Origin of the sequence: Streptomyces sp. GbtcB6, from assembly GCF_019091475.1 — a bacterium.
GTDB lineage: Bacteria > Actinomycetota > Actinomycetes > Streptomycetales > Streptomycetaceae > Streptomyces > Streptomyces hyaluromycini.
On the sequence record NZ_JAGXJL010000039.1, the window covers coordinates 40,469 to 64,324 of the forward strand.

Here is a 23,856-nt window from a genome sequence, read left to right on the forward strand (position 1 = left end):
CGGAAGCCCACGAGGACACCATGTCCACACCCACCCTTGCGCCCCACCAGGATGCGCCGACCGGGCACAAGCCCGCCGAAGGCCGCGTCGGCGCGGGCCTGTTCGACCCCAAGCAGCTGATCAAGTCCCTCCCCGAGGCCTGCCGCAAGCTCGACCCGCGGGTGATGGTCAAGTCGCCCGTGATGTTCGTGGTGTGGGTCGGCTCGATCCTGACCACGGTCTTCTCCTTCAAGGACCCGGGCGACTGGTTCGGCTGGACCATCAGCGCCTGGCTGTGGCTGACCGTGATCTTCGCCAACCTCGCGGAGGCGGTCGCCGAGGGCCGCGGCAAGGCCCAGGCGGACACCCTGCGCAAGGCCAAGACCGACACCGTCGCCCGGCGCCTGGTGGGCGACACCGAGGAGCAGGTGCCCGGCACCGAGCTGAAGATCGGTGACCTGGTCGTCTGCGAGGCCGGCGACATCATCCCGGGTGACGGTGACGTCATCGAGGGTGTCGCCTCGGTCGACGAGTCGGCGATCACCGGTGAGTCGGCCCCCGTCATCCGCGAGTCCGGCGGCGACCGTTCGGCGGTCACTGGCGGTACGAAGGTGCTGTCCGACCGGATCGTCATCAAGATCACGACGAAGCCGGGCGAGACCTTCATCGACCGGATGATCAGCCTCGTCGAGGGCGCGGCCCGGCAGAAGACGCCGAACGAGATCGCGCTGAACATCCTGCTCGCCTCGCTGACGATCGTCTTCCTGCTGGCCGTCGCCACCCTGCCGCCGTTCGCGGACTACGCGGGCACCCACCTCACGATGGTCGTACTGGTCGCCCTCCTGGTCTGTCTGATCCCGACGACGATCGGCGCGCTGCTGTCGGCGATCGGTATCGCGGGCATGGACCGGCTGGTCCAGCGCAACGTGCTCGCCATGTCCGGACGGGCCGTCGAGGCCGCCGGTGACGTCTCCACCCTGCTGCTGGACAAGACGGGCACCATCACCCTCGGCAACCGCCAGGCCTCCGAGTTCGTGCCGGTGCGCGGGGTCACCGAGGCCGAGGTGGCCGACGCGGCCCAGTTGTCCTCGCTGGCCGACGAGACGCCCGAGGGCCGCTCCATCGTCGTCCTCGCCAAGGAGAAGTACGGCCTGCGCGAGCGGCACCAGGGCGAGCTGGCGCACGCCGACTGGATCGCCTTCACCGCCCAGACCCGGATGTCGGGTGTGGACGTCGACGGACGCAAGATCCGCAAGGGCGCGGCCGGTTCGGTCATCGCCTGGGTCCGCGAGCAGGGCGGCACCGTCGCCGAGGACGCGGACACCCTCGCCAACGCCATTTCGGAGGCCGGTGGCACCCCGCTCCTTGTCGCGGTCGAGGACGCCGAGGGCGCCCGGATCCTGGGCGTCATCCACCTCAAGGACGTCGTCAAGGAGGGCATGCGCGAGCGGTTCGAGGAGCTGCGCCGCATGGGTATCAAGACCGTCATGATCACGGGTGACAACCCGCTGACCGCCAAGGCGATCGCCGAGGAGGCGGGCGTCGACGACTTTCTCGCGGAGGCCACCCCCGAGGACAAGATGGCGCTCATCAAGCGGGAGCAGGCGGGCGGCAAGCTGGTCGCGATGACCGGTGACGGCACCAACGACGCGCCGGCGCTCGCGCAGGCCGACGTCGGCGTGGCGATGAACACGGGTACGTCGGCCGCGAAGGAGGCCGGCAACATGGTCGACCTCGACTCGAACCCGACCAAGCTCATCGAGATCGTCGAGATCGGCAAGCAACTGCTGATCACCCGCGGTGCGCTGACCACGTTCTCCATCGCCAACGACGTGGCGAAGTACTTCGCGATCATCCCGGCGCTGTTCGCGGCCGTCTACCCGGGCCTGGACAAGCTCAACATCATGGGCCTGTCCTCACCCGACTCCGCGATCTTGTCGGCCGTCATCTTCAACGCGCTGATCATCGTCGCGCTGGTGCCGCTGTCCCTGAAGGGTGTGCAGTACCGGCCGGTGAGCGCGGACAAGATGCTGCGCCGGAACCTGACGATCTACGGCCTCGGCGGTCTGATCGCCCCGTTCATCGGCATCAAGATCATCGACCTGCTCATCTCCCTCATCCCCGGGCTGTAATTTCTTGAAAGCGTGCTGAAGGCCATGAACAACTCCGTAAGCAACACCGCCCGGTTGCTCTGGGCCGGCCTGCGGGCCCTCCTGGTACTGACCCTGGTGACGGGCGTCGTCTACCCGCTGGTCGTCACCGGTATCGCCCAGGCCGCGTTCCACAACAAGGCGAACGGCTCCGAGATCAAGTCGGACGGCAAGGTCGTCGGCTCGTCCCTCATCGGGCAGTCGTACAACCTGCCGCTGAAGAAGGGCCAGCAGACCCCGCACGCGGACCTGCAGTGGTTCCAGGGCCGCCCGGCCAACGGACTCGGCAGCAACAGCATCAACACCCAGTACAAGTTGATCCTTTCGGGTGCGACCAACCTCGCCGCCGACAACAAGGTGCTGATCCAGCAGGTGAAGGACGCCAAGGCCGCGGTCGTCAAGGACAACTCCGTGCCCGGCTACACCGTCAGGCCGTCGGACGTTCCCGCGGACGCCGTCACCTCCTCGGGCTCCGGCCTGGACCCGGACATCTCCCCGGCCTACGCCGAGCTCCAGGTCCACCGGGTCGCGGCGGAGAACAACCTGTCCGTCGCCCAGGTGCAGAAGCTGGTGAGGGACCACACCGACGGCCGCACCCTCGGCTTCATCGGCGAGCCCCGGGTGAACGTCCTCGAACTCAACATCGCGCTGAAGGAACTGACCAAGGGCAGTTGAGGGAACCGATGACCCGAGTGCTGGTCGTGGAAGACGACCCCCAGCTCGTACGGGCACTCGTGATCAACATGCAGGCACGCCAGTACGGAGTGGACGCGGCGCCCGACGGCGCCACGGCCCTCCGGCTGGCGGCCGCGCGTCAGCCGGACGTGGTGATGCTCGACCTCGGACTGCCCGACATGGACGGGGTCGACGTCATCAAGGCGCTGCGCGGCTGGACCCGCGTACCGATCCTGGTGCTGTCCGCGCGGCAGGCCTCCGACGAGAAGGTCGCCGCGCTCGACGCGGGCGCCGACGACTACATCACCAAGCCGTTCAGCATGGACGAACTCCTCGCCCGGCTGCGGGCCGCGGTCCGCCGCACCGAGGACGCGCCCCTCGCCCCCGAGACCACCCTGGTGGAGACCGACGACTTCACCATCGACCTGCTCGCCAAGAAGGCCGTACGCTCGGGCCGCGACGTGCGCCTCACCCCCACCGAGTGGCATCTGCTGGAGATCCTGGTCACCAACCCCGGCCGGCTCGTCACGCAGAAGTACCTGCTGCGCGAGGTGTGGGGGGTGTCGCAGAGCAACAAGACCAACTACCTGCGGGTCTACATGGCCCAGCTCCGCCGCAAACTCGAGGCGGACCCCTCGCATCCCCGGTACCTGATCACCGAGCCCGGCATGGGCTACCGCTTCGAAGGATGACATGGCACGCGGCAGGCTTCGGATCTACCTCGGCGCGGCTCCCGGCGTGGGCAAGACCTACGCCATGCTCTCCGAGGCCCACCGCCGGATCGAACGCGGCACGGACTGTGTCGTCGCGTTCGTCGAGCACCACGACCGGCCGCGCACCGAGGTGATGCTGCACGGCCTGGAGGAGATCCCCCGCCGCGAACTGGATTACCGGGGCGCGGTGTTCACCGAGATGGACGTCGACGCCGTCCTCGCGCGCCGCCCCCAGGTCGCCCTCGTCGACGAACTCCCGCACACCAACATCCCGGGCTCCCGCAACGCCAAGCGCTGGCAGGACGTCGAGGAACTGCTGGCCGCAGGCATCGACGTCGTCTCCACCGTCAACATCCAGCACCTGGAGTCCCTCGGGGACGTGGTGGAGTCCATCACCGGGGTACGGCAGCAGGAGACCGTGCCCGACGAGGTGGTACGGCGCGCCGACCAGATCGAGCTGGTCGACATGTCACCGCAGGCCCTGCGCCGCCGGATGGCGCACGGCAACATCTACCAGCCCGACAAGGTCGACGCGGCTCTCTCCAACTACTTCCGGCCCGGCAACCTCACCGCCCTGCGCGAACTCGCCCTGCTCTGGGTCGCGGACCGGGTCGACGAGTACCTGAACGAGTACCGCAGCGAGCACCGGGTCTCGAAGATCTGGGGCTCCCGCGAGCGGATCGTGGTCGGCCTCACCGGCGGACCGGAGGGACGGACCCTGATCCGGCGGGCCGCCCGGCTCGCCGAGAAGGGCGCCGGCGGCGAGGTGCTCGCCGTCTACATAGCGCGCAGCGACGGCCTCAACTCCGCCTCCCCGAAGGAACTCGCCGTCCAGCGCACCCTCGTCGAGGACCTCGGCGGCACCTACCACCACGTCGTCGGCGACGACGTCCCGGCCGCGCTCCTCGACTTCGCGCGCGGGGTCAACGCCACCCAGATCGTCCTCGGCGTCTCCCGGCGCAGAAGCTGGCAGTACGTCCTCGGACCGGGCGTCGGCGCCACGGTCGCCCGGGACTCGGGACCCGACCTCGACGTGCACCTCATCACGCACGACGAGGCCGGCAAGGGGCGGCTCCCGCTGGGCCGTTCGGCGCGGCTCGGCCGGTCCCGGCTCATCTGGGGCTGGCTGACCGGCGTCCTCGGCCCGGTCCTGCTCACCTGGCTGCTGACCTCCGTCGCACCGGAGGTGGGCCTGGCCAACGACATGCTGCTGTACCTCGCCCTGACGGTCGCCGCGGCCCTGCTCGGCGGTCTGCTCCCGGCGCTCACCTCGGCGGTGGTCGGCTCCCTGCTGCTCAACTGGTTCTTCACCCCGCCCGTCCACACCCTCACCATCGCCGACCCGAAGAACATCGTCGCCATCGCGATCTTCGTCGGGGTCGCCGTCTCGGTGGCCTCCGTCGTGGACCTCGCGGCCCGGCGCACCCAGCAGGCGACCCGGCTGCGCGCCGAGTCGGAGATCCTGTCCTTCCTCGCGGGCAGCGTGCTGCGCGGCGAGACCAGCCTGGAGGCACTCCTGGAACGGGTCCGGGAGACCTTCGGCATGGAGTCGGTGGCGCTGCTGGAGCGGGCTGACGACGTGACGCCGTGGACCTGCGCCGGGAGCGTCGGGCCGCAGCCCTGCCAGTCGCCGGAGCGCGCGGACGTCGACGTGCCGGTCGGCGACCACATGACCCTCGCCCTGTCGGGACGTGTGCTGCCGGCCTCCGACCGGCGGGTGCTGGCCGCGTTCGCCGCCCAGGCGGCCGTCGTGCTCGACCGGCAGCGGCTCCAGCAGGAGGCCGACCAGGCGAAGGAGCTGGCGGAGGGCAACCGCATCCGCACCGCCCTGCTGGCCGCGGTCAGTCATGACCTGCGCACCCCGCTGGCCGGCATAAAGGCCTCGGTGTCGTCGCTGCGTTCGGACGACGTGGAGTGGTCCGAGCAGGACCGGGCGGAGCTCCTGGAGGCCATAGAGGCGGGTGCCGACCGCCTTGACCACCTCGTCGGCAACCTCCTCGACATGTCCCGCCTGCAGACCGGCACCGTCACGCCCATCGTCCGCGAGGCCGACCTGGACGAGGTGGTGCCGATGGCGCTCGGCGGGGTCCCCGAGGACAGCGTCGAGCTGGACATCCCGGAGACGCTGCCGATGGTCCACGTCGACAAGGGGCTGCTGGAGCGGGTCGTCGCCAACGTGGTCGAGAACGCCGTCAAGTACAGCCCCGCGGACACCCCCGTGCTGGTGAAGGCCAGCTCCATGGCCGACCGGGTGGAGGTGCGGGTCGTGGACCGCGGCCCCGGCGTCCCGGACGAGGTCAAGGAGCGCATCTTCGAGCCGTTCCAGCGGTACGGCGACTCACCGCGCGGTGCGGGGGTGGGGCTCGGCCTGGCCGTGGCCCGGGGCTTCGCCGAGGCGATGGGCGGCACGCTGGCCGCCGAGGACACCCCGGGCGGCGGCCTCACCATGGTGCTGAGCCTGCCGACGGCACCGGGACGGGGACCGGGGCGGCCGGACCTCTCGGCCGCGGTGACCTCATAGCACCTCTGCCGCGTGGCTCAGCAGGGCAACTTCCTTACGTCCAGCGGTAGATGCCAGGCATTGCGGCGGTGTGCGGAGGCCAGTTCCCCCTCCAGCGGGGACGGCGGTATCGCGAGGACCGGGCAGTGCGCGTGGGCCAGGCAGTAGCGGGTGACGCGGCCCGAGAAGGCCCGGTGCCAGCCGCGCCGGCCCGCGCCGACGACCAGGATGTCGTCGTCCCGGTCGGCCGTCTCCACCAGGGCCAGGCCGGGGCTGGCGCGCACCACCGTGCCGTGCAGCGCAACGCCGGGGCCGGTGTCCCCGAAGACCTCGTCGAGCAGGCCGAGCAGCCGCTCCCGGGCCGTCCGCTGCCACTCCTCGACCAGCGGTGGCGGGACCGGGGAGCGCCGCGCCGCCAGTTCACCGCCCGGCGGCTCCCAGGCCAGCACCGGCCACAGCTCGGCTTGCCGCCGCCGGGCCTCCGTCACCGCCCGGCGCAGGGCGGTGACGCTGCCCAGCGAACCGCTCACCCCGACGACGACCCGACCGGATGTGCAGGTGTCGTAACCAGACATGTATCCACCGTACTTCGGCAGCGGGCCCCGGGCGTGTCCCAGGGACGGACAACGTCCATGACACTCCTCCCAGCCGGGCGCGGGCCAGCCCCGCAGTCTCTTCTTGGCACGCCTCTGACACCCGCGACCAGCAGTGACGAGCCCGCCGTCAGCGTCCCGTCAACGTCGCCGCGATCACCGTCAGCGTCCCGTCATGAGGCATCGGCGAGGTGCCGGAAGCGGGCATAGCGTCTGGGGCGAGCCCCGGCCGGCCTCCCCGCGTCCGGGGCACCAGCTCCTTCCTGTGCCAGGAGGCATGCCATGCCAGAACTCTTGTGCGGTGACGACCCGGAGCCTTCCGATCGCTCCCCGGCCGGACCCCTGTTCGTACCGGTCCGGCCGGGACCCGCGGGGTGCGCGGCCCGGCTCTTCCGCACCCCGCTCGGCGAGCGCACCGCCGTCGGTTTCACCTCGGCCCGCGCACTCGTCGCCACGCTCGGCCCCGACCAGGCCTGGATCCGGCTCGCCGAACCCGCCCTGCGTGCCCTGGCGGCACCGCTCGGCGTCACCACCGTCACGGTCGACCCGCAGCTGTCGGCCCGGGCCCCCGCGCCGGTGGCGCCGCTCGTGCCCGTCGCCGTGTCCCTGCGGATCGCCCGCACCGCCTGAATCGCGTGAATCGCCTGAGAGGGGAGCGGTCGATGACCACCCTGCACGAACCCGTCGTCACCACCACGCCCGCCGACCTGTCGGTGTGGCCCGCCTCCACCACCGAGCCCCGGCCCGGCGACCTGGCCGTCGGCGGGGTCCCACTGGCCGAGGTCGCCGACCGCTTCGGCACCCCCGTCTACGTCCTCGACGAGAACGAGGTCCGCGAGCGCTGCCGCACCTACCGGCACGCCTTCCCCGACACCGAAGTCCTCTACGCGGCCAAGGCGTTCCTGTGCCGGGCGATGGTCCACTGGACCGAGGAGGAGGGGCTCGGCCTGGACGTCTGCTCGGCCGGCGAGCTGGAACTGGCGGTCACCACCGGGTTCCGGCCGGAGCGGATCGTGCTGCACGGCAACGCCAAGTCGCCGCGCGACCTGGAGACCGCGCTGCGGCTCGGCGTCGGGCGGATCGTCATCGACAGCCCTTCCGAGATCGCCCGGCTGGCCGCCGCGGTCGGACCCGACGGGCATCAGAAGGTCATGGTCCGGGTGGTGCCCGGGATCAGTGCGGGCGGCCACGAGAAGATCCGCACCGGCACCGACGACCAGAAGTTCGGCCTGTCCATCGCCGACGGCTACGCCCAGCACGCCATCGCCCGGATACTGGACCAGCCGCAGCTCGAACTCACCGGTCTGCACTGCCACCTGGGCTCCCAGATCACCAGCGTCAAGCCGTACCTCGCCGCCGTGCGCCGGGTGGTCGGGCTCATGGCCCGGCTGCACGAACAGCACGGACTGGTGCTGCCCGAACTGGACCTGGGCGGCGGCCACGGCATCGCCTACCGGCCCGGCGAGGCGGCCCTCGACCTCACCGCCCTGGCCCGCAGGGTGCGCGCCGAACTGTCCGACGCCTGCGCGGCGGCCGGGCTGCCGGTGCCCCGCCTGATCATCGAGCCGGGGCGGGCCATCGTGGGCCCGGCCGGGATCGCCGTGTACCGAGTCCTCGCCGTCAAGAGGACCGGCGACCACACCTTCGTCGCCGTCGACGGCGGCATGAGCGACAACCCGCGGCCCGCGCTGTACGGCGTCCGCTACGCGCCCCGGCTCATCGGCCGCGCGAGCGGCGAGCCGTCGGCCCCGGTGACCGTCGTCGGCCGGCACTGCGAGGCGGGCGACGTCCTGGCCGCCGAAGTCCGACTCCCCTCCGACCTGCGCCCCGGCGACCTGCTCGCGGTTCCGGTGGCCGGCGCCTACCACCTCTCCATGGCCTCCGGCTACAACCTGGTCGGCCGCCCGCCGGTCACCGCCGTCCGCGACGGCCACGCCCGCCTGCTGGTCCGGCGCGAGTCCCTGGACGACATCCGGAGGCGGGACGTGGGGCTGTAGGCCGACGGGGGCCGAGGCGGGCCGGGACCGCTGACCGGCACCGGCGGGGCGCCGCCCGCACCCACCCGCGCCGCGTGACGGGGCACCTCCGGCCCGCAAGGCGTGCGGCGGACACGACCACCCGCGGGCTCGGCTCAGCCGGACCGGACGCTCGCGGGCTGCGCCCGACCGGTCGTCCGCCGACACTGGTGGCGACCCGTCCCACCCGGCCCCGATGAGGTCCCGATGGCGTATGGCCTGGCACGTCGCGAGCTGAGACCGAGGGTTCCCCTGCGCCCCGGTGAGGGCGACAAGCACCATCTGACCAGCCTGGAAGGCCTGGCCGCGCTCTCCCTGGACGCGCTCAGCTCGGTGGCGTACGGACCCGAGGCGATCGTGCTGGCCCTGGTGGTCGCCGGTACCGGTGCGCTCACCGCGACCCTGCCCATCACCCTCGCGATCACCTTCCTGCTCGCCGCGCTCGTCGTCTCGTACGGCCAGGTCATCGCCGTACACCCGGACGGCGGTGGCGCCTACGCCGTCGCGAAGGCGGACCTCGGCCCCACCGCGAGCCTGCTGGCCGCCGCCAGCCTGGTCGTCGACTACGTGCTCACCGTCGCCGTGAGTCTCGCCGCGGGCGCCGACGCGCTCGCCTCCGCCTTCCCGGCCGTCGCCCACGACAAGCTGGTCGTCTGCCTGGCCGGCCTGGCCCTGCTGGCGGCGGTGAACCTGCGGGGCGTCACCGAGAGCGCCCGGGTGCTGATGCTGCCGACCCTCCTGTTCATCGTCTCGATCCTCGGTGTGATCCTGCTCGGCCTGCTGCGCGCGCACCCGGTCGCCGTCGTCGGCACCGCCCGGCCCGTGCACGCGACCGAGGCGCTGACCGCGCTGCTGGTCCTCAAGGCGTTCTCGTCCGGCTGCTCGGCCCTGACCGGTGTCGAGGCCATCGCCAACGCCGTGCCGACCTTCCGGGAGCCGAGGGTCGGGCGCGCCCAGCGCACCGAACTGATGCTGGGTGCGCTGCTGGGCACCATGCTGATCGGGCTGGCCGTCCTGATCCACCGCGACCGGGTGGCCCCGCGCGACGGGGTGACCGTCCTCGCCCAGCTCACCGCGGGCGCCTACGGCACCGGCTGGCCCTACTACGCCACCAACCTGCTCGTCACCCTCGTCCTCGGTCTTGCCGCCAACACCAGCTTCGGCGGGCTGCCGGTGCTGATGAGCCTGCTCGCCCGCGACCACCGGCTGCCCCACCTCTTCGGCCTGCGCGCCGAACGCCCGGTCTACCGCTACGGCGTGGTCGCCGTCGCCCTGCTCGCCGCGCTCCTCCTGATCGCCACCGACGCCGACACCCACCGGCTGCTCCCGCTCTTCGCCATCGGCGTCTTCATCGGCTTCACCCTCAGCCAGGCCGGCCTGGTCAGGCACTGGGCGACCCAGCGCCCGGCACGCTGGAAGCGCCGCGCGCTCATCAACGGCACCGGCGCCGTGCTCACCACCCTGGCCGGTGTCATCCTGCTGTTCACCAAGTTCCTCTCCGGCGCCTGGGTGGTCGTGCTCGCCGTGCCGCTGATGATGCTGCTGTTCGCCCGCATCCAGCGCTATTACACCGAGGTGGGCGAGGAACTGGGCCTCGGCCGGATCCCGGAACCGCCGGTCCGGCGCACCGCCAGCCTGGTGATCGTGCCGATCGGCGAGGTCAGCAAACTCGCCCGGCACGCCCTCGGCGCCGCCCTCGCCCTAGGCGACGAGGTGGTCGCGGTCGCGGTGCACGGCGACCCGGCCCGGTCCCGGGCCCTGGAGGAGGCCTGGCAGCGCTGGAACCCGGGCGTGCGCCTCGACATCATCGACAGCCCGCACCGCTCGCTGGTCCAGCCCGTCGTCGACTACGTGCAACGGGCGGCGGCGGACGGCCGCCAGGTCGCCGTCCTCATCCCCGAAGTGGAGCCGAGGCACCGGCGCTACGAGATCCTCCAGAACCAGCGCGGCCTGCTGCTCGCCACCGTTCTGCGGGCCCGCACCGACGTCGTGGTGTGCCTGCTGCCCTACCGGTTGAGGCTGTGACGGCTGCCTTGTCGGGCCCCGGGCAGGCTCCTACAGTGCGCCCCGTAATGTTCGCCGACCTCGCCGAAACTTTCGGCGCGGCCTGGGGAGGGGCACACACATGCGGGACACGCACATGCGCACGTACGGCAACCCGGTCATCCCCGGCTTCCACCCCGACCCGAGCGTGTGCCGGGTCGGGGCGGACTACTACCTCGTCTGTTCCAGCTTCGAGTACGTCCCCGGCGTCCCGCTCTTCCACAGCCGGGACCTGGTGCACTGGCGGCAGCTCGGCAACGTCCTCGACCGGCCGGGGCAGTTGACGCTGCCGGACGACACGCCGGCCTCGGGCGGTGTGTACGCCCCGACGATCCGGCACCACGACGGGCTCTTCCACGTCATCACGACGAATGTCAGCGGCGGAGGCAATCTCCTCGTCACCGCCGAGCGGCCCGAGGGGCCCTGGTCCGACCCGGTGTGGATCGACGTCCCCGGCATCGACCCGGACCTCGCCTGGGACGAGAACGGCGACTGCTGGTGTGCGGTGGCGGGGGTCGCGGTCGCCCGGATCGACACCCGGACCGGGAAGGTGCTGGAGGGGCCGCTGCCGATGTGGTCCGGGACGGGGCTGCGCGACCCGGAGGCACCGCACCTCCACCGGGTCGACGGGTGGTGGTACCTGCTGGTCGCCGAGGGCGGCACCGCGCTCGGACACGGGGTGTCCGTGGCCCGCGCCCGCTCGCCGCGCGGGCCCTGGGAGCCGGCGCCCGGAAATCCGCTGGTCTCGCACCGGGGCACCCGGGAGCCGGTCCAGTGCACCGGCCATGCCGACCTCGTCCGGGCGGCCGACGGCAGCTGGTGGGCGGTGCTGCTCGGCACCCGGCCGCGCGGCTGGTTCCCCGAGTTCCATGTGCTCGGCCGCGAGACCTTCCTGGCCCCGGTGACATGGGAGGACGGCTGGCCGCGCATGGGCCCGGTGCGGGAGCGGCACGAGGCGCCGGCCGCCTGGCGCCCGGTCGAACAGCCGCCCGCACGGGACGACTTCACGGCCCCCGCCCTCGCGCCGTACTGGATCTCCCCGCGCAGCAGGCCGGACGGGTCCTGGTCGCTGGCCGAACGGCCCGGGTGGCTGACGCTCACGGCCACCGGGGACAGCCTCGACCGCGCCGGGCACACCTTCGTCGGCCGGCGCCAGCAGCATGCCGACTGCCGGGCCGCCGCACTGTTCGACCAGGGTCCGGGACGCGCGGGCCTGTCGCTCCGCATCGACGAGGCCCACCACTACGACCTGGAGGTGAGCGGGGGAGTGGTGAGCGCGGTCGCGCGGATCGGGCCGGTGCGGCAGCGGCTCGCCGAACGCGCGCTGCCGCCGGGGCCGTTGACCCTGGTGATCGAGATCCGTACGACCCCGGTTCCGCCGCCCACCGTCACCGTTCCCGGGGAGGACGGCGGCGCGACCGGCGTCCGCCCCGCCGGGCCCGATGCCGTGACCCTTTCGTTCGAAACGTCCGACGGTGTCGTTCGGCTGGCCGAACTCGACGGCCGCTATCTCTCCACCGAGGTGGCCGGAGGGTTCACCGGCCGGGTCGTCGGCATGTACGTCACCGAGGGCCGGGCCGCCTTCGACTGGTTCGAATACGTGCCCATCAGCTGATGCGCGACACCTTGACGCTCCTGATCCGCCTTTCTAGAGTCGCCGTTCGGAACGTTCGGTGAAAATACCGAATGTTTCGAAAACGGCGGCCCCAGAGCACCACCGAACCAGGACGGCGTCGGTCGTCCCGTACCCCAAGGAGCGCATCATGGGCGACCCGGCACTGTCCCGTCGCGGTTTCCTGGCGGCCACCGCGGCCGCCGGTCTGGGCATGACCGCCCTCAGCGGCTGCGGCGGCTCGGACTCGGGGTCGTCGGGGGGAACCACCACCATCGAGTGGTGGAACATCTCCACGACCAACCCGGCGAAGGGCGTCTGGGCGGCCCTCGCCAAGAAGTTCGAGGCGCAGAACCCCAAGGTCAAGGTAAAGATCGTCCAGCTGGAGAACGACGCCTACAAGACGAAGATGACGGCCCTGACCGCCTCCGGGAAGCTCCCCGACATCTTCCACACCTGGGGCGGCGGCGTCCTCCAGCAGCAGGTCGACGCCGGCCTCGTCAAGGACCTCACCGACCCCACCAAATCCTGGGCCGACGGCCTGCTCCCGGTCGCCAAGCAGGCGTACATCCTGGACGGCAAGACGTACGGCATCCCCTTCGACATCGGCATGGTCGGCTTCTGGTACAACAAGGCGCTCTTCAAGACGGCCGGCATCAGCACGCCCCCGGCCACCTGGAGCGGCTTCCTCGACGCCGTGAAGAAGCTGAAGGCCGCCGGTGTCACCCCCCTCGCCCTGGCCGGCAAGGAGAGCTGGACCGGCATGTACTACTGGGCGTACCTCGCGATGCGCACCGCCGGCATCGACGCCCTCAAGAAGGCGAACGACGACAAGGACTTCACCGGTACCGGGTTCGTCGAGGCCGGACAGCACCTGAAGGACCTCGTCGCCCTCCAGCCGTTCCAGAAGGGGTTCCTGGGCGCCGCCTACTCCAGCCCGACCGGCCAGGCCGCCTCCGTCGGCAACGCCAAGGCCGCGATGGAGCTGATGGGCCAGTGGGCCCCGAGCGTGGAGGCCGACGCCGGAAAGGGCATCGGCGCCGACCTCGGCTTCTTCCCGTTCCCGGCCGTCGAGGGCGGCAAAGGCACCGTCACCGAGGTCTTCGGAGGCGGCGGCGGACACGCGCTGCGCGCCGACGCCCCGCAGGCCGCAGTCGACTTCCTGGAGTTCTTCGCCTCCGAGACGACGGACGTGGAACTGGTGAAGAAGACCAGCGTGCTGCCCGTCGTACCCGCCGCCGAGAGCGCGCTGACCGACGCCAACCTCAAGCTGGTCCAGGCCCAGTTGAAGGCCGCCACCGGCTTCCAGCTCTACCTCGACCAGGCGTACGCGCCCGCCGTCGGCCAGCAGGTCAACGACAGCGTGGCCGGGCTGATCGCCGGGTCCAAGTCGCCCCAGGACGTCGCCCAGGCGATCACCAAGACCGCGAAGGAAGAGCAGTAGGCCGCCCGATGACCTCGACCTACCTGCCCGGCACGCGGTCGGGTCCGGACGCCGGGCCGCAGCCGCTCCCGCCCGCGGGCCGGGCGCGCACCAGGCGCCGGCTGCTGCACTGGCTCACCGCGATGGGCTTCCAGCTGCCCGCCCTCGTCCTGTTCGGCGTCCTCGTCCTGCTGCCGATCCTGTTCGCGCTGTACGCCTCGTTCTTCCGCTGGGGCGGCTTCGGCATGCCCTCCGACTACACCGGCACCGACAACTTCACCCGGCTCTTCCAGGACGACGTCTTTCTCGGCGACCTGTGGCGCTGCCTGCTCCTGGTCGTGCTGTCGCTGGCACTGCAACTGCCGTTCGCGCTCGCCATGGCGGTCCTGCTCAACCAGCGGATCCGCGGCCGGGCCGTCTACCGGATGCTGTTCTTCGCGCCGTACGTGCTCTCCGAGGCGATCACCGGTGTGCTGTTCGGCATGATCTTCGCGCCCGGCGACGGGCTCGCCGACCACCTCCTGAGCGACATCGGCCTCGGAGCGCTCGGCGGGAAGTGGTTCTCCGACCCCTCCACCGTCATGGCCACCCTCTTCCTGGTCATGACCTGGAAGTACTTCGGCTTCCACATGATGCTCTACCTGGCTGGACTCCAGTCCATCCCGGCCGAGTTGACGGAGGCCGCGACCGTCGACGGCGCCTCGCCCTGGCAGCGCTTCCGGCACGTCACCCTGCCGCTGCTCGCACCCACCCTGCGCATCAGCGTCTTCCTGTCGGTGATCGGCTCCATCCAGCTCTTCGACCTGGTGTGGGTGGTCACCGCGGGCGGCCCCGACCACCACTCGGAGACCATGGCCGTGACCATGTTCCAGTACGGCTTCAAGCGCTACCAGGTCGGCTACGCCAGCGCGATCAGCGTCGCCATGTTCGCCGTCAGCCTCGTCTTCGCCCTCGCCTACCAGCGGTTCGTGCTCCGCCGCGACCTGGCGGGCGCCACCACGACCATGCGGGGGGACGGCGCATGAGCGGCGACCGCAAGACCGTACGGACACTTCCGCTGCACCTGGTCCTCGTCGCGGTCGGCGCGCTGATGGTCGTACCCCTGCTGTACGCCCTGCTGTCCGGGTTCAAGACGACCAGCGAGCTGTCCCGCAACCCGGTGGGGCTGCCCGAGTCCTGGGTGACCTCCAACTACACCGGCATCCTCGGCTCCGGCGCGTTCTGGCGGCTGGTCGGCAACAGCACGCTGATCGCCATCGCCACCACCGTCCTCGTGGTCGCGGTCTCGGCACTCGCCGCCTTCTCCTTCGCACGGTTCGCGTTCCGCGGGCGGGAAGTCCTGTTCACCGTCTTCACGATGGGCCTGATGTTCCCCTTCGCGGTGGCCGCCCTGCCCCTGTTCCTGCTGCTGCGCTCGATGAACCTGCTGGACAACCCGCTGGGCGTGATCCTTCCGCAGGCCGCGTTCGGGCTGCCGATGACCATCATCATCCTGCGCGGCTTCTTCCGGGAGATCCCCGGTGAGCTGGAGGAGGCGGCCACCCTCGACGGCTGCGGGCCGTTCGCCTTCTTCTGGCGGATCCTGCTGCCCATGGCCCGGCCGGCGCTCGGCACGGTCTCCGTGCTCGCGGTCGTCACCAGCTGGAACAACTTCTTCCTGCCGCTGCTGGTCTTCACCGATCCGAAGTGGTGGACGATCCCGGTCGGCGTGCAGCAGTTCCAGGGCCAGTACGCCACCGACACCGCCCGGGTCTTCGCCTACCTGGTCCTCGCCATGGTTCCCGCCCTTGCCTTCTACTCGGTCGCCGAGCGCCAGCTCGTCGGCGGCCTCACCGCAGGCGCCACCAAGGGCTGAACACCCCCTTCACGGACAGGAGTCGCACGATGTCCCGTACCCGGCTCAGACTCGCCGGTGCCCTCGCGGCCGTACTCGTGGCGGCCGGAGTGGCCACCGGCCCGGCCGCCCAGGCCCACGACCGGCCGCCCACCCTCGCCGAACTCGCCCAGCGCCACGGCCGCTACTTCGGCAGCGCCACCGACAACCCCGAACTCACCGACACCGCCTACACGAAGCTGCTCGGCACCGAGTTCGACATGATCACTCCCGGCAACGGCATGAAGTGGTACGCCACCGAGCCCCAGCAGGGCGTCTTCGACTGGACCAACGGCGACCAGATCGTGAACCTCGCCCGCCAGAACCACCAGCAGGTCCGCGCCCACACCCTGGTCTGGCACAGCCAGCTGCCCGACTGGCTCACCTCCCGCGACTGGACGGCCACCGAACTGCGGGCCGTCCTGAAGAAGCACATCCAGACCGAGGTACGGCACTACCGGGGCAAGGTCTACTCCTGGGACGTCGTCAACGAGGCCTTCAACGAGGACGGCAGCTACCGCGAGACCCTCTGGTACAGGACACTCGGTCCCGGCTACATCGCGGACGCGCTGCGCTGGGCCCACCAGGCCGACCCGCACGCCAGGCTCTACCTGAACGACTACAACATCGAGGGCCTCGGCGCGAAGAGCGACGCCTACTACGCGCTCGCCCAGCAGCTCAGGGCCGAGGGGGTCCCGCTGGACGGTATCGGCTTCCAGGCCCATCTCGCCCTCCAGTACGGCTATCCCGCCACCCTGGAGGACAACCTCCGCCGCTTCTCCCGCCTCGGCCTGGACACCGCGCTCACCGAGGTGGACGTACGGATGCAACTGCCGGCCACCGACGAGAAGCTGGCCGAGCAGGCCGCCTGGTACGCCGATCTGACCAAGGCCTGCCTGGCGGTACGGCACTGCGTGGGCATCACGGTCTGGGACTACACGGACAAGTACTCGTGGATCCCGGCGTTCTTCCCCGGTGAGGGCGCGGCCCTGCCCTGGGACGAGCAACTCGCCCCCAAACCGGCCTACTTCGCGCTACGCACAGCACTCGGCTACACCGGGTAACCGGCCCCGGACGCACATCGGGGCCGGTGCGCACCATGTGTGTGCGTCCGGCCCCAGCTGGTCACCGGGCGGAGCGGCGGGGCCGCCCGGGGGTGGTGCGGTGGTCTCTCAGGCGGCGGTCACCACGCGGCCGGCACCGAGCGGGCGGTGCGGCGCGATGATCTGGCCGTCGGGCAGGAGCTCACCGGTGTCCTCGAAGAGCAGAACGCCGTTGCACAGCAGGCTCCAGCCCTGCTCCGGGTGGTGCGCCGTGAGACGGGCGGACTCCCGGTCGGCGGATTCGGCTGTCGGACACGGCGGCTGGTGCTTGCACATGGATAGGGTCTCTCGCTCGGTCGTGATCATGTCGGGCCCCCGTACTGATGAGTCGGTCGGAATCCAGTGTTGCCTTTCGGGCGTTGCTCCGCAGGGATTTCGCTGCACCGCTTCTCACAGGTTGGAGACGCGTCACCCGCGCGGACGGTTCATCCCGGCCGGGTTGCCGATTCGGATGGTTTCACATGGCCGGATAGGGCTAGTCCGGACGGCGGGCCATCGCGAGGCGAGGGCTATTCCGTCTCTTAGGAGCGGTGAATTGCTCGTACGAGCGGAATCCGGTGCCTCGGACCATGACACCGGTGTCTTGAGCTGTGCCATACAAAAATACGCCCGTACCCCGCAACGCGCGCGTACCCCGCCGCTCGACCGGTAGCGGCGGGGTACGGCGGCGACGGTGTCAGGCGGGCGTGATCAGCAGGGGGGCCGGGGTGATCCTGTGGGTCAGCACCGGGAGCAGCTCGGCGACCAGGTGCGGCCGGTGGGCCGCGATACCGGGCGGGGCGGGTGCCAGCGGCACGAGCAGGTCGGTGGCGGCCGGGTGCCCCTCGGCGCCGTCCGCCGTGCAGTCGCCGTGCAGCCACAGGGTGAGCATGTAGAGGCCCGGCAGGGACAACAGGCGCGGCTGGTACGTCTGTTGCAGGGCCTCGGCCTGGTGCAGGGCGCGCTCGGTGGAGGTGATGTAGGGGCCCTCGAAGAAGTGCGAGAAGGCCCAGCCGTCCGGGGTGAGCATCGTGTCGGCCGCGGCCACCGCCCGGTCGCCGCAGCGGATCAGGAAGCGCCAGCCGGCCAGCCGGGTGGCGGACACGCCCTCCGGGGTGATCCGGTCCAGCACGTGCACGGGAAGCGGGAGTTCGGGGGTCGCGGGCCCCTGGGCGGTGCGCAGGGAAGGGGTCCGGGCCTCGCGGACCGCGGTGGGGGAACCGAGGGCGGCGAGGACGGAACGCAGTGCGGGCGCGGGGGCAGGAGGGACTTGCAGCGGCATGGTGGGTCGCCTCTCATTCGACAGGCGCGGTGGCGCGAGGGCGGGGGCGGACGGCGCTGTCAGCTCACAGGGGTCAGAGAGGCGGGGGCCCGGTTCGGTGAAGAGAGGTGCGGGCGTTGCCTGCCACACGTCACTCAGACGGCAGGAACCAGGACCGTGGGCGCCAGCCTTCTGCCTTGTTCGCGGAGTTTATACGACGCTTGTTCAGGTGGTGTTTCACCGGGCCGTTTCATACAACAGAACAAGGCGCAATTCGGCCGTAGATTCGTGCGGAATCCTCCCGGTTTCCTGCCCGTCGGAACCCCGCTGACCTCGGATTACGAGGCTGTCGCGGTAGGCCGGATGTAGTCGGCGTTTTTCACGAGGGGAACGGGGAACCCGAAGTTGCATGCTGCGTCATGCCTCGTGAATGTGCCGCGGGACACATTCCAACAGAGTAGCGGGTGCCGGTGGAGCGCGCGACGTTATCGATCGCCTCCGCTGGGCATCATCCCACCTGGACTCGGGACACCGGCGGCCGGAAGCCCGGCCCGCCCATTCGAGGAGGGACGCTTCGATGGGGGAGAAGGTCGCGGCGGGCCGGTTCGACCTGTCCGATCGCCGGCACTACCGCGAAAAGCTCCACGACTGTCTGGCGGGGCTGGAGCGGCTGCTGGTGGAGAAGCGGTTCGACCGCCCCAAGAACCTCATGGGCGTCGAGATCGAATTGAATCTGGCCGGCGCCGACGGCCTGCCGAGAATGTTGAACGGTCAGGTTCTGGAACGTATCGCGAGCCGTGATTTCCAAACAGAACTCGCCATGTTCAATCTGGAAGTCAACATAGCTCCACACCGGCTCGGCGGCCGGGTTTTCGACCGGCTCGCGGAGGAACTCCGGACCTCGCTGGCCTACGCCGACCGGAAGGCGGGCGAGGTGGACGCCGGGATCGTGATGACCGGCATCCTGCCCACGCTGGAGCGGGACGACCTGGTCTCCGCGAACCTCTCCGAGGTGGACCGGTACACCCTGCTGAACGACCAGATCGTGGCCGCCCGCGGCGAGGACTTCCTGCTCGACATCGAGGGCGTCGAGCACCTGGTGTGCACCTCGAAGTCGATCGTCCCGGAGGCCGCCTGCACCTCCGTGCAGCTGCACCTCCAGGTCACCCCGGCCCGCTTCGCCGACGTGTGGAACGCGGCGCAGGCGGCGGTCGCCGCGCAGATCGCCGTGGGCGCCAACTCCCCGTTCCTCTTCGGCCGCGAACTGTGGCGGGAGTCCCGCCCCCCGCTGTTCCTCCAGGCCACCGACACCCGCCCGCCGGAGCTCCAGGCACAGGGCGTACGGCCGCGCACCTGGTTCGGCGAACGCTGGATCAGCTCGGCGTACGAGCTGTTCGAGGAGAACCTGCGCTTCTTCCCCGCCCTCCTCCCGATCTGCGACGAGGAGGACCCGCTGGCGGTCCTCGACGCGGGCGGGGTGCCGAAGCTCGCGGAACTCGTCCTGCACAACGGCACGGTGTACCGCTGGAACCGGCCGGTCTACGGCATCGCCGACGGCGTCCCCCACCTGCGCGTCGAGAACCGCGTGCTGCCGGCCGGGCCCACCGTCACCGACGTCGTCGCCAACGCGGCGTTCTACTACGGCCTGGTCCGCGCCCTCGCGGAGGAGTCCCGCCCGGTGTGGACGCGGCTGCCGTTCGCCACGGCCGAGGCGAACTTCGACGCGGCGTGCCGGCACGGGATCGACGCACGGCTGGTCTGGCCGAGGCGGGCGCGGTACGGCGGCGGTACGGCGGAGGTGGACGCGGTCACCCTGGTCCGCGACGAGCTGCTGCCGCTGGCGGAGGCCGGGCTGGACGCATGGGGGGTGGAGCCCGCCGACCGGGACTTCTATCTCGGCGTGATCGAGGAGCGGTGCCGCAGGCGGGTCAACGGGGCGTCCTGGCAGGCGGCGACGTTCCACCGGGCACTGGAGCGGGGGCTGCCGAGGGATGCCGCGCTGGCCGCGATGACGCGCCGCTATGCGGAGCTGATGACCGAGGGCGATCCGGTGCACACCTGGCCGGTGGGGTTACTGGAGCCGGTGCCGCTGGGGTGAGGCCGACGGGGTGGCGCCGTGTGTGTGGCGGTGGGATGCCGGGTGCGGCAACGTCTGGGCTGGTCGCGCCCACGCGGCGGAGCCGCACATTGATACAGCCCCGCGCCCCTTTCGGGGCGCTGTAGTGGGCCTTCGTCTTCCACGGGGGTCGGTCGTGCCTGTTCCGGGTTGATCGGGCAAGCTGTGGTGTCCCATGCGCATGGGGCGGCGGGATTGCTCGGCTGGAGGCAGGAGTGCAGGTGGAGGCGGATCAGGTGGCCGGTGCTTACCCACTGGAGCGGCCCTCGCAACGCATGTTCAGGGACGAGACGCTGCTCGTCCTGGGGCTTTCGCTCGGTGCGAGCGGAGTCTCCGCCCTGATCAGCTTTGTCGGCTCGGTCACCAAACCGGGCGGCCTCAAGGACCAGGCGGCGACCCTCAACGCGTCGGCCGCGCCGGGCCGCCCCTGGCTGGATCTGGCCTGGCAGCTCTTCGGTATCGCGACGGCACTCGTCCCCGTCCTCCTCGTCGCCCACCTCCTCCTCCGTGAGGGCGCGAGCCTGCGCACGCTCGGCTTCGACCGCACCCGCCCCTGGCCAGACCTCGGACGCGGCGCGGCGATCGCCTCGGTGATCGGCAGCGCCGGAATCGCCTTCTACCTGGCCGCCCGCGGCCTCGGCTTCAACCTCACGGTGGTCCCGGAGGCGCTGCCGGGCGTGTGGTGGAAGTACCCCGTGCTGATCCTCTCCGCGATGCAGAACGCGATCCTCGAAGAGGTCATTGTCGTGGGCTATCTGCTGCGCCGCCTTGACCAGTTGGGCTGGACCGCCGGCACGGCGCTGGTGGCCAGTTCCGTCCTGCGCGGCTCGTACCACCTCTACCAGGGGATCGGCGGCTTCGTCGGCAACATGGTGATGGGCGTCGTCTTCGTCTACCTGTACCGGCGGTGGGGCCGGGTCGGTCCCCTGGTGGTCGCGCATTCCCTGCTCGACATCGGCGCCTTCGTCGGCTACGCGGTGCTCGCCGGCAAGGTGGGCTGGCTGCCTACGGCGTGAGCAGTTCGCCGTCGATGACGGTGACCGCGCGCCCGGTCAGCAGAACGCGGTCGCCGCGCAGCGAGGTACGCACGAGCCCGGTACGACGGGAGGCCTGGAGCCCAGTCAGATCGTCGCTCCCCAGCTGCCCGGACCAGTGCGGCGTGAGGGCGGTGTGCGCACTCCCGGTCACCGGATCCTCGTCGATGCCGACGTTCGGGAAGAAGCAGCGGGAGACGTAGTCGTACCCCTTGGCAGGATCCTCGGCGCGGGCGGTGGCGATGATCCCGCGCGAGGAGTGGGCGCCGAGCTTCCTGTGGTCCGGGGAGAGGCCGAGGACCGTCTTCTCGTCGGCGACTTCGATGAGCAGGTCGCCGATGTTCGCCCCGGTGTCGAACACGGCGACGGGCTCCGCCCCGAGCGCCTCGGCGACCCCGTCGGGCGCGTCGACGCGGGTGAGCGGCGCGGTCGGAAAGTCCAGGGTGATGGCCCCGTCCGGACCGGTCGAGGCAATCAGCACCCCACTTCGGGTGGCGAACCGCACGGGCCCTGCGTGCGTTCCCGTGGTGTGCAGCACATGAGCCGTGGCGAGGGTGGCATGCCCGCACATCGCGACCTCCGTGACCGGCGTGAACCACCGCAACGCCCAGTCTGCGTCCCCGCCCTCGGGCAGGGGGTGCGCGAACGCGGTCTCGGCGTGATTCACCTCCATGGCGACACTCTGCATCCACGCGTCACCGGGAAAGGCATCGAGCAGCACGACACCGGCTGGGTTCCCGGCAGAGGCCCGCTCGGCAAAGGCATCGACGATTCGAATCCGCATGAACCAGACGCTAGGGCTTGCAGACCGTGTCTTACCAAGGCCAATCCCGGAGCCCTGGCCCCACTTCCCCCCAGGCAGGCTAGGCACCCCCGGACACATGGGGGGCAGAAGGGGGCGCGGAAGGGCTTTGGGGCTGGGAGCGCCGGATTGGCGAGGAGCTTGTCAAGGGCAGCGCTGGGACCCTGGAGCCGGGGAGGGTGAGGAGAGCCGCCCCGACAGGGGCGCGAGGAACTGCGCGAGCAACCACGACGGCGCCGCACCGGCTGCCCGATCGCCGGCCACTGCGGCGCGCCCCTCGGGGGCGCGGGGAACTGCGCGAAGGCGCACGACGGTGCCGCACCGGCTAACCGACGGCGGCCCACCATGGCGCCCCTCAGGGGCGCGGGGAACTGCGCGAAGGCGCACGACGGTGCCGCACCGGCCGATCGGCCGTCCGTTCCCACGGCGCTGATGCCCAATCGCACCCCCGCCAGCGAAAGGGGCCGACCCGTCACCGAGTCGGCCCCCCTGAGCGGAACGCTCAGTCCGTGCCCAGTTCCATCGCCGCCCGGTCCAGCAGTTCGTCGGCGTCCGGCGCAGCCTCCCCGCGGGACGCGATCGCCTCGGCGCCCCCCTCCGGCATGCTGCCGATCAGACCCGTCGCCGCCGCCTGCGCCGCACCGATCGCCGGGTTGGCGGAACCGATCAGGCCCAGCCCCGCGTACTGCTCCAGCTTCGCGCGCGAGTCGGCGATGTCGAGGTTGCGCATGGTGAGCTGCCCGATCCGGTCCACCGGACCGAACGCGGCGTCCTCGGTGCGCTCCATCGACAGCTTGTCCGGGTGGTAGCTGAACGCCGGCCCCGTCGTGTCGAGGATCGAGTAGTCCTCGCCGCGCCGCAGCCGCAGCGTCACCTCACCGGTGACGGCCGCGCCGACCCACCGCTGCAGCGACTCCCGGATCATCAGCGCCTGCGGGTCCAGCCACCGGCCCTCGTACATCAGCCGGCCGAGCCGCCGCCCCTCGTTGTGGTACTGCGCGACCGTGTCCTCGTTGTGGATCGCGTTGACGAGGCGCTCGTACGCCGCGTGCAGCAGCGCCATGCCCGGCGCCTCGTAGATGCCCCGGCTCTTGGCCTCGATGATCCGGTTCTCGATCTGGTCGGACATGCCGAGCCCGTGCCGGCCGCCGATCGCGTTGGCCTCCATGACCAGCTCGACGGCGGTCTCGAACTCCTTGCCGTTGACGGTGACAGGGCGGCCCTGGTCGAAGCCGATCGTGACGTCCTCGGGGAGGATCTCGACCTCGGGGTCCCAGAACCGCACGCCCATGATCGGCTCGACGGTCTCGATGCCGTTGTCCAGGTGCTCCAGCGTCTTCGCCTCGTGCGTGGCACCCCAGATGTTGGCGTCGGTGGAGTACGCCTTCTCCGTGCTGTCCCGGTACGGCAGCCCGTGGGCCACCAGCCACTCGGACATCTCCTTGCGGCCGCCGAGCTCGGTCACGAAGTCCGCGTCCAGCCACGGCTTGTAGATCCGCAGGTGCGGGTTGGCGAGCAGCCCGTACCGGTAGAACCGCTCGATGTCGTTGCCCTTGAAGGTCGACCCGTCGCCCCAGATCTGGACGTCGTCCTCCAGCATGGCCCGCACCAGCAGCGTGCCGGTGACGGCCCGGCCGAGCGGCGTGGTGTTGAAGTACGACCGTCCGCCCGAGCGGATGTGGAACGCACCGCAGGTGAGCGCGGCCAGGCCCTCCTCGACCAGCGCGGCCCGGCAGTCCACCAGGCGCGCGATCTCGGCACCGTAGGTGTGCGCGCGGCCGGGCACCGAGGCGATGTCGGGCTCGTCGTACTGGCCGATGTCGGCGGTGTAGGTGCACGGGACGGCGCCCTTGTCGCGCATCCACGCGACCGCCACCGAGGTGTCGAGCCCGCCGGAGAAGGCGATGCCGACGCGCTCGCCGGCGGGAAGGGAGGTGAGGACCTTGGACATAGGAAGATTATGCATGAGAACGCATGGTCATGCA

Annotated in this window: 19 protein-coding genes; 14 read left to right on the forward strand and 5 right to left on the reverse strand. The window is 71.0% G+C overall.

The window, feature by feature from the left end:
- Positions 1-20 precede the first annotated feature (20 nt).
- From kdpB to KVT45_RS41315, 4 genes are read left to right on the forward strand one after another with little or no spacing between them, the layout of a single operon-like run.
- Positions 21-2,111: a potassium-transporting ATPase subunit KdpB gene (gene kdpB, locus KVT45_RS41300; RefSeq protein WP_217554624.1), complete on the forward strand. Its 2,091-nt coding sequence runs from the start codon at positions 21-23 to the stop codon at positions 2,109-2,111.
- 24 nt (positions 2,112-2,135) lie between these two features.
- Positions 2,136-2,804 (forward strand): potassium-transporting ATPase subunit C, encoded by a 669-nt coding sequence (locus KVT45_RS41305; protein WP_217554566.1) that lies wholly within the window; start codon positions 2,136-2,138, stop codon positions 2,802-2,804.
- Positions 2,805-2,812: 8 nt separating this feature from the next.
- Positions 2,813-3,496, forward strand: coding sequence for a response regulator (locus tag KVT45_RS41310; protein WP_217554568.1), 684 nt, complete (start codon positions 2,813-2,815; stop codon positions 3,494-3,496).
- A gap of 1 nt (position 3,497) precedes the next feature.
- Positions 3,498-6,038 (forward strand): DUF4118 domain-containing protein, encoded by a 2,541-nt coding sequence (locus tag KVT45_RS41315; RefSeq protein WP_217554570.1) that lies wholly within the window; start codon positions 3,498-3,500, stop codon positions 6,036-6,038.
- 17 nt (positions 6,039-6,055) lie between these two features.
- On the opposite strand, the gene KVT45_RS41320 is transcribed toward KVT45_RS41315, so the two are convergent.
- Positions 6,056-6,592, reverse strand: a complete 537-nt coding sequence (locus KVT45_RS41320) for a universal stress protein (RefSeq protein ID WP_217554572.1) — start codon at positions 6,590-6,592, stop codon at positions 6,056-6,058.
- Between the two features lie 300 nt (positions 6,593-6,892).
- On the opposite strand from KVT45_RS41320, the gene KVT45_RS41325 reads away from it, so the two are divergent.
- From KVT45_RS41325 to KVT45_RS41360, 8 genes are all read left to right on the forward strand, one after another.
- Positions 6,893-7,240, forward strand: a complete 348-nt coding sequence (locus KVT45_RS41325) for an SAV_915 family protein (RefSeq protein WP_217554573.1) — start codon at positions 6,893-6,895, stop codon at positions 7,238-7,240.
- Positions 7,241-7,272: 32 nt separating this feature from the next.
- Positions 7,273-8,607 carry a diaminopimelate decarboxylase gene (gene lysA, locus KVT45_RS41330; RefSeq protein WP_217554574.1) on the forward strand — a complete coding sequence of 445 codons (1,335 nt, stop codon included), beginning with the start codon at positions 7,273-7,275 and terminating at the stop codon, positions 8,605-8,607.
- A gap of 225 nt (positions 8,608-8,832) precedes the next feature.
- Positions 8,833-10,650, forward strand: coding sequence for an APC family permease (locus KVT45_RS41335; protein ID WP_217554575.1), 1,818 nt, complete (start codon positions 8,833-8,835; stop codon positions 10,648-10,650).
- A 115-nt stretch (positions 10,651-10,765) separates the two neighbouring features.
- Complete coding sequence (locus KVT45_RS41340) at positions 10,766-12,283, forward strand: glycoside hydrolase family 43 protein (protein ID WP_217554625.1); 1,518 nt, start codon at positions 10,766-10,768, stop codon at positions 12,281-12,283.
- Between the two features lie 148 nt (positions 12,284-12,431).
- Entirely contained in the window at positions 12,432-13,724 is a 1,293-nt protein-coding gene (locus KVT45_RS41345) for an extracellular solute-binding protein (protein WP_217554576.1), read from the forward strand.
- Between the two features lie 8 nt (positions 13,725-13,732).
- Complete coding sequence (locus tag KVT45_RS41350; RefSeq protein WP_217554577.1) at positions 13,733-14,728, forward strand: carbohydrate ABC transporter permease; 996 nt, start codon at positions 13,733-13,735, stop codon at positions 14,726-14,728.
- Complete coding sequence (locus KVT45_RS41355; protein ID WP_217554578.1) at positions 14,725-15,558, forward strand: carbohydrate ABC transporter permease; 834 nt, start codon at positions 14,725-14,727, stop codon at positions 15,556-15,558. The genes KVT45_RS41350 and KVT45_RS41355 overlap by 4 nt, the downstream gene beginning before the upstream one ends.
- A gap of 29 nt (positions 15,559-15,587) precedes the next feature.
- Entirely contained in the window at positions 15,588-16,640 is a 1,053-nt protein-coding gene (locus KVT45_RS41360; protein ID WP_217554580.1) for an endo-1,4-beta-xylanase, read from the forward strand.
- A 108-nt stretch (positions 16,641-16,748) separates the two neighbouring features.
- Here KVT45_RS41360 and KVT45_RS41365 read toward each other — a convergent pair whose 3' ends face one another.
- Positions 16,749-16,955 (reverse strand): DUF5999 family protein, encoded by a 207-nt coding sequence (locus tag KVT45_RS41365; RefSeq protein WP_217554582.1) that lies wholly within the window; start codon positions 16,953-16,955, stop codon positions 16,749-16,751.
- 400 nt (positions 16,956-17,355) lie between these two features.
- Complete coding sequence (locus KVT45_RS41370; RefSeq protein WP_217554584.1) at positions 17,356-17,940, reverse strand: hypothetical protein; 585 nt, start codon at positions 17,938-17,940, stop codon at positions 17,356-17,358.
- A 556-nt stretch (positions 17,941-18,496) separates the two neighbouring features.
- Between KVT45_RS41370 and KVT45_RS41375 the strand changes: the two genes are divergently transcribed.
- Positions 18,497-20,017: a glutamate--cysteine ligase gene (locus KVT45_RS41375; RefSeq protein WP_217554585.1), complete on the forward strand. Its 1,521-nt coding sequence runs from the start codon at positions 18,497-18,499 to the stop codon at positions 20,015-20,017.
- A gap of 293 nt (positions 20,018-20,310) precedes the next feature.
- Positions 20,311-21,051, forward strand: a complete 741-nt coding sequence (locus KVT45_RS41380) for a CPBP family intramembrane glutamic endopeptidase (protein ID WP_254648118.1) — start codon at positions 20,311-20,313, stop codon at positions 21,049-21,051.
- Here KVT45_RS41380 and KVT45_RS41385 read toward each other — a convergent pair.
- Together KVT45_RS41385 and argG are read right to left on the reverse strand one after the other, a co-directional pair.
- Entirely contained in the window at positions 21,041-21,853 is an 813-nt protein-coding gene (locus KVT45_RS41385) for a PhzF family phenazine biosynthesis protein (RefSeq protein ID WP_217554587.1), read from the reverse strand. The genes KVT45_RS41380 and KVT45_RS41385 overlap by 11 nt on opposite strands.
- 520 nt (positions 21,854-22,373) lie before the next feature.
- The gene (gene argG / locus KVT45_RS41390) at positions 22,374-23,822 is read right to left on the reverse strand and encodes an argininosuccinate synthase (RefSeq protein WP_217554588.1); all 1,449 of its coding nucleotides are present in this window, start codon (positions 23,820-23,822) and stop codon (positions 22,374-22,376) included.
- Between the last annotated feature and the right edge of the window lie 34 nt (positions 23,823-23,856).

Coding starts and splice junctions, on each gene's coding strand:
- KVT45_RS41340 (WP_217554625.1), top strand. CDS start 10,766: ATGCGCACGTACGGCAACCCGGTCATCCCCGGCTTCCACCCCGACCCG.
- KVT45_RS41380 (WP_254648118.1), top strand. CDS start 20,311: ATGTTCAGGGACGAGACGCTGCTCGTCCTGGGGCTTTCGCTCGGTGCG.
- KVT45_RS41365 (WP_217554582.1), bottom strand. CDS start 16,955: ATGTGCAAGCACCAGCCGCCGTGTCCGACAGCCGAATCCGCCGACCGG.
- argG (WP_217554588.1), bottom strand. CDS start 23,822: ATGTCCAAGGTCCTCACCTCCCTTCCCGCCGGCGAGCGCGTCGGCATC.
- KVT45_RS41360 (WP_217554580.1), top strand. CDS start 15,588: ATGTCCCGTACCCGGCTCAGACTCGCCGGTGCCCTCGCGGCCGTACTC.
- KVT45_RS41385 (WP_217554587.1), bottom strand. CDS start 21,853: ATGCGGATTCGAATCGTCGATGCCTTTGCCGAGCGGGCCTCTGCCGGG.
- KVT45_RS41345 (WP_217554576.1), top strand. CDS start 12,432: ATGGGCGACCCGGCACTGTCCCGTCGCGGTTTCCTGGCGGCCACCGCG.
- KVT45_RS41355 (WP_217554578.1), top strand. CDS start 14,725: ATGAGCGGCGACCGCAAGACCGTACGGACACTTCCGCTGCACCTGGTC.
- KVT45_RS41305 (WP_217554566.1), top strand. CDS start 2,136: ATGAACAACTCCGTAAGCAACACCGCCCGGTTGCTCTGGGCCGGCCTG.
- kdpB (WP_217554624.1), top strand. CDS start 21: ATGTCCACACCCACCCTTGCGCCCCACCAGGATGCGCCGACCGGGCAC.
- KVT45_RS41315 (WP_217554570.1), top strand. CDS start 3,498: ATGGCACGCGGCAGGCTTCGGATCTACCTCGGCGCGGCTCCCGGCGTG.
- KVT45_RS41320 (WP_217554572.1), bottom strand. CDS start 6,592: ATGTCTGGTTACGACACCTGCACATCCGGTCGGGTCGTCGTCGGGGTG.
- lysA (WP_217554574.1), top strand. CDS start 7,273: ATGACCACCCTGCACGAACCCGTCGTCACCACCACGCCCGCCGACCTG.
- KVT45_RS41350 (WP_217554577.1), top strand. CDS start 13,733: ATGACCTCGACCTACCTGCCCGGCACGCGGTCGGGTCCGGACGCCGGG.
- KVT45_RS41375 (WP_217554585.1), top strand. CDS start 18,497: ATGGGGGAGAAGGTCGCGGCGGGCCGGTTCGACCTGTCCGATCGCCGG.
- KVT45_RS41325 (WP_217554573.1), top strand. CDS start 6,893: ATGCCAGAACTCTTGTGCGGTGACGACCCGGAGCCTTCCGATCGCTCC.
- KVT45_RS41370 (WP_217554584.1), bottom strand. CDS start 17,940: ATGCCGCTGCAAGTCCCTCCTGCCCCCGCGCCCGCACTGCGTTCCGTC.
- KVT45_RS41335 (WP_217554575.1), top strand. CDS start 8,833: ATGGCGTATGGCCTGGCACGTCGCGAGCTGAGACCGAGGGTTCCCCTG.
- KVT45_RS41310 (WP_217554568.1), top strand. CDS start 2,813: ATGACCCGAGTGCTGGTCGTGGAAGACGACCCCCAGCTCGTACGGGCA.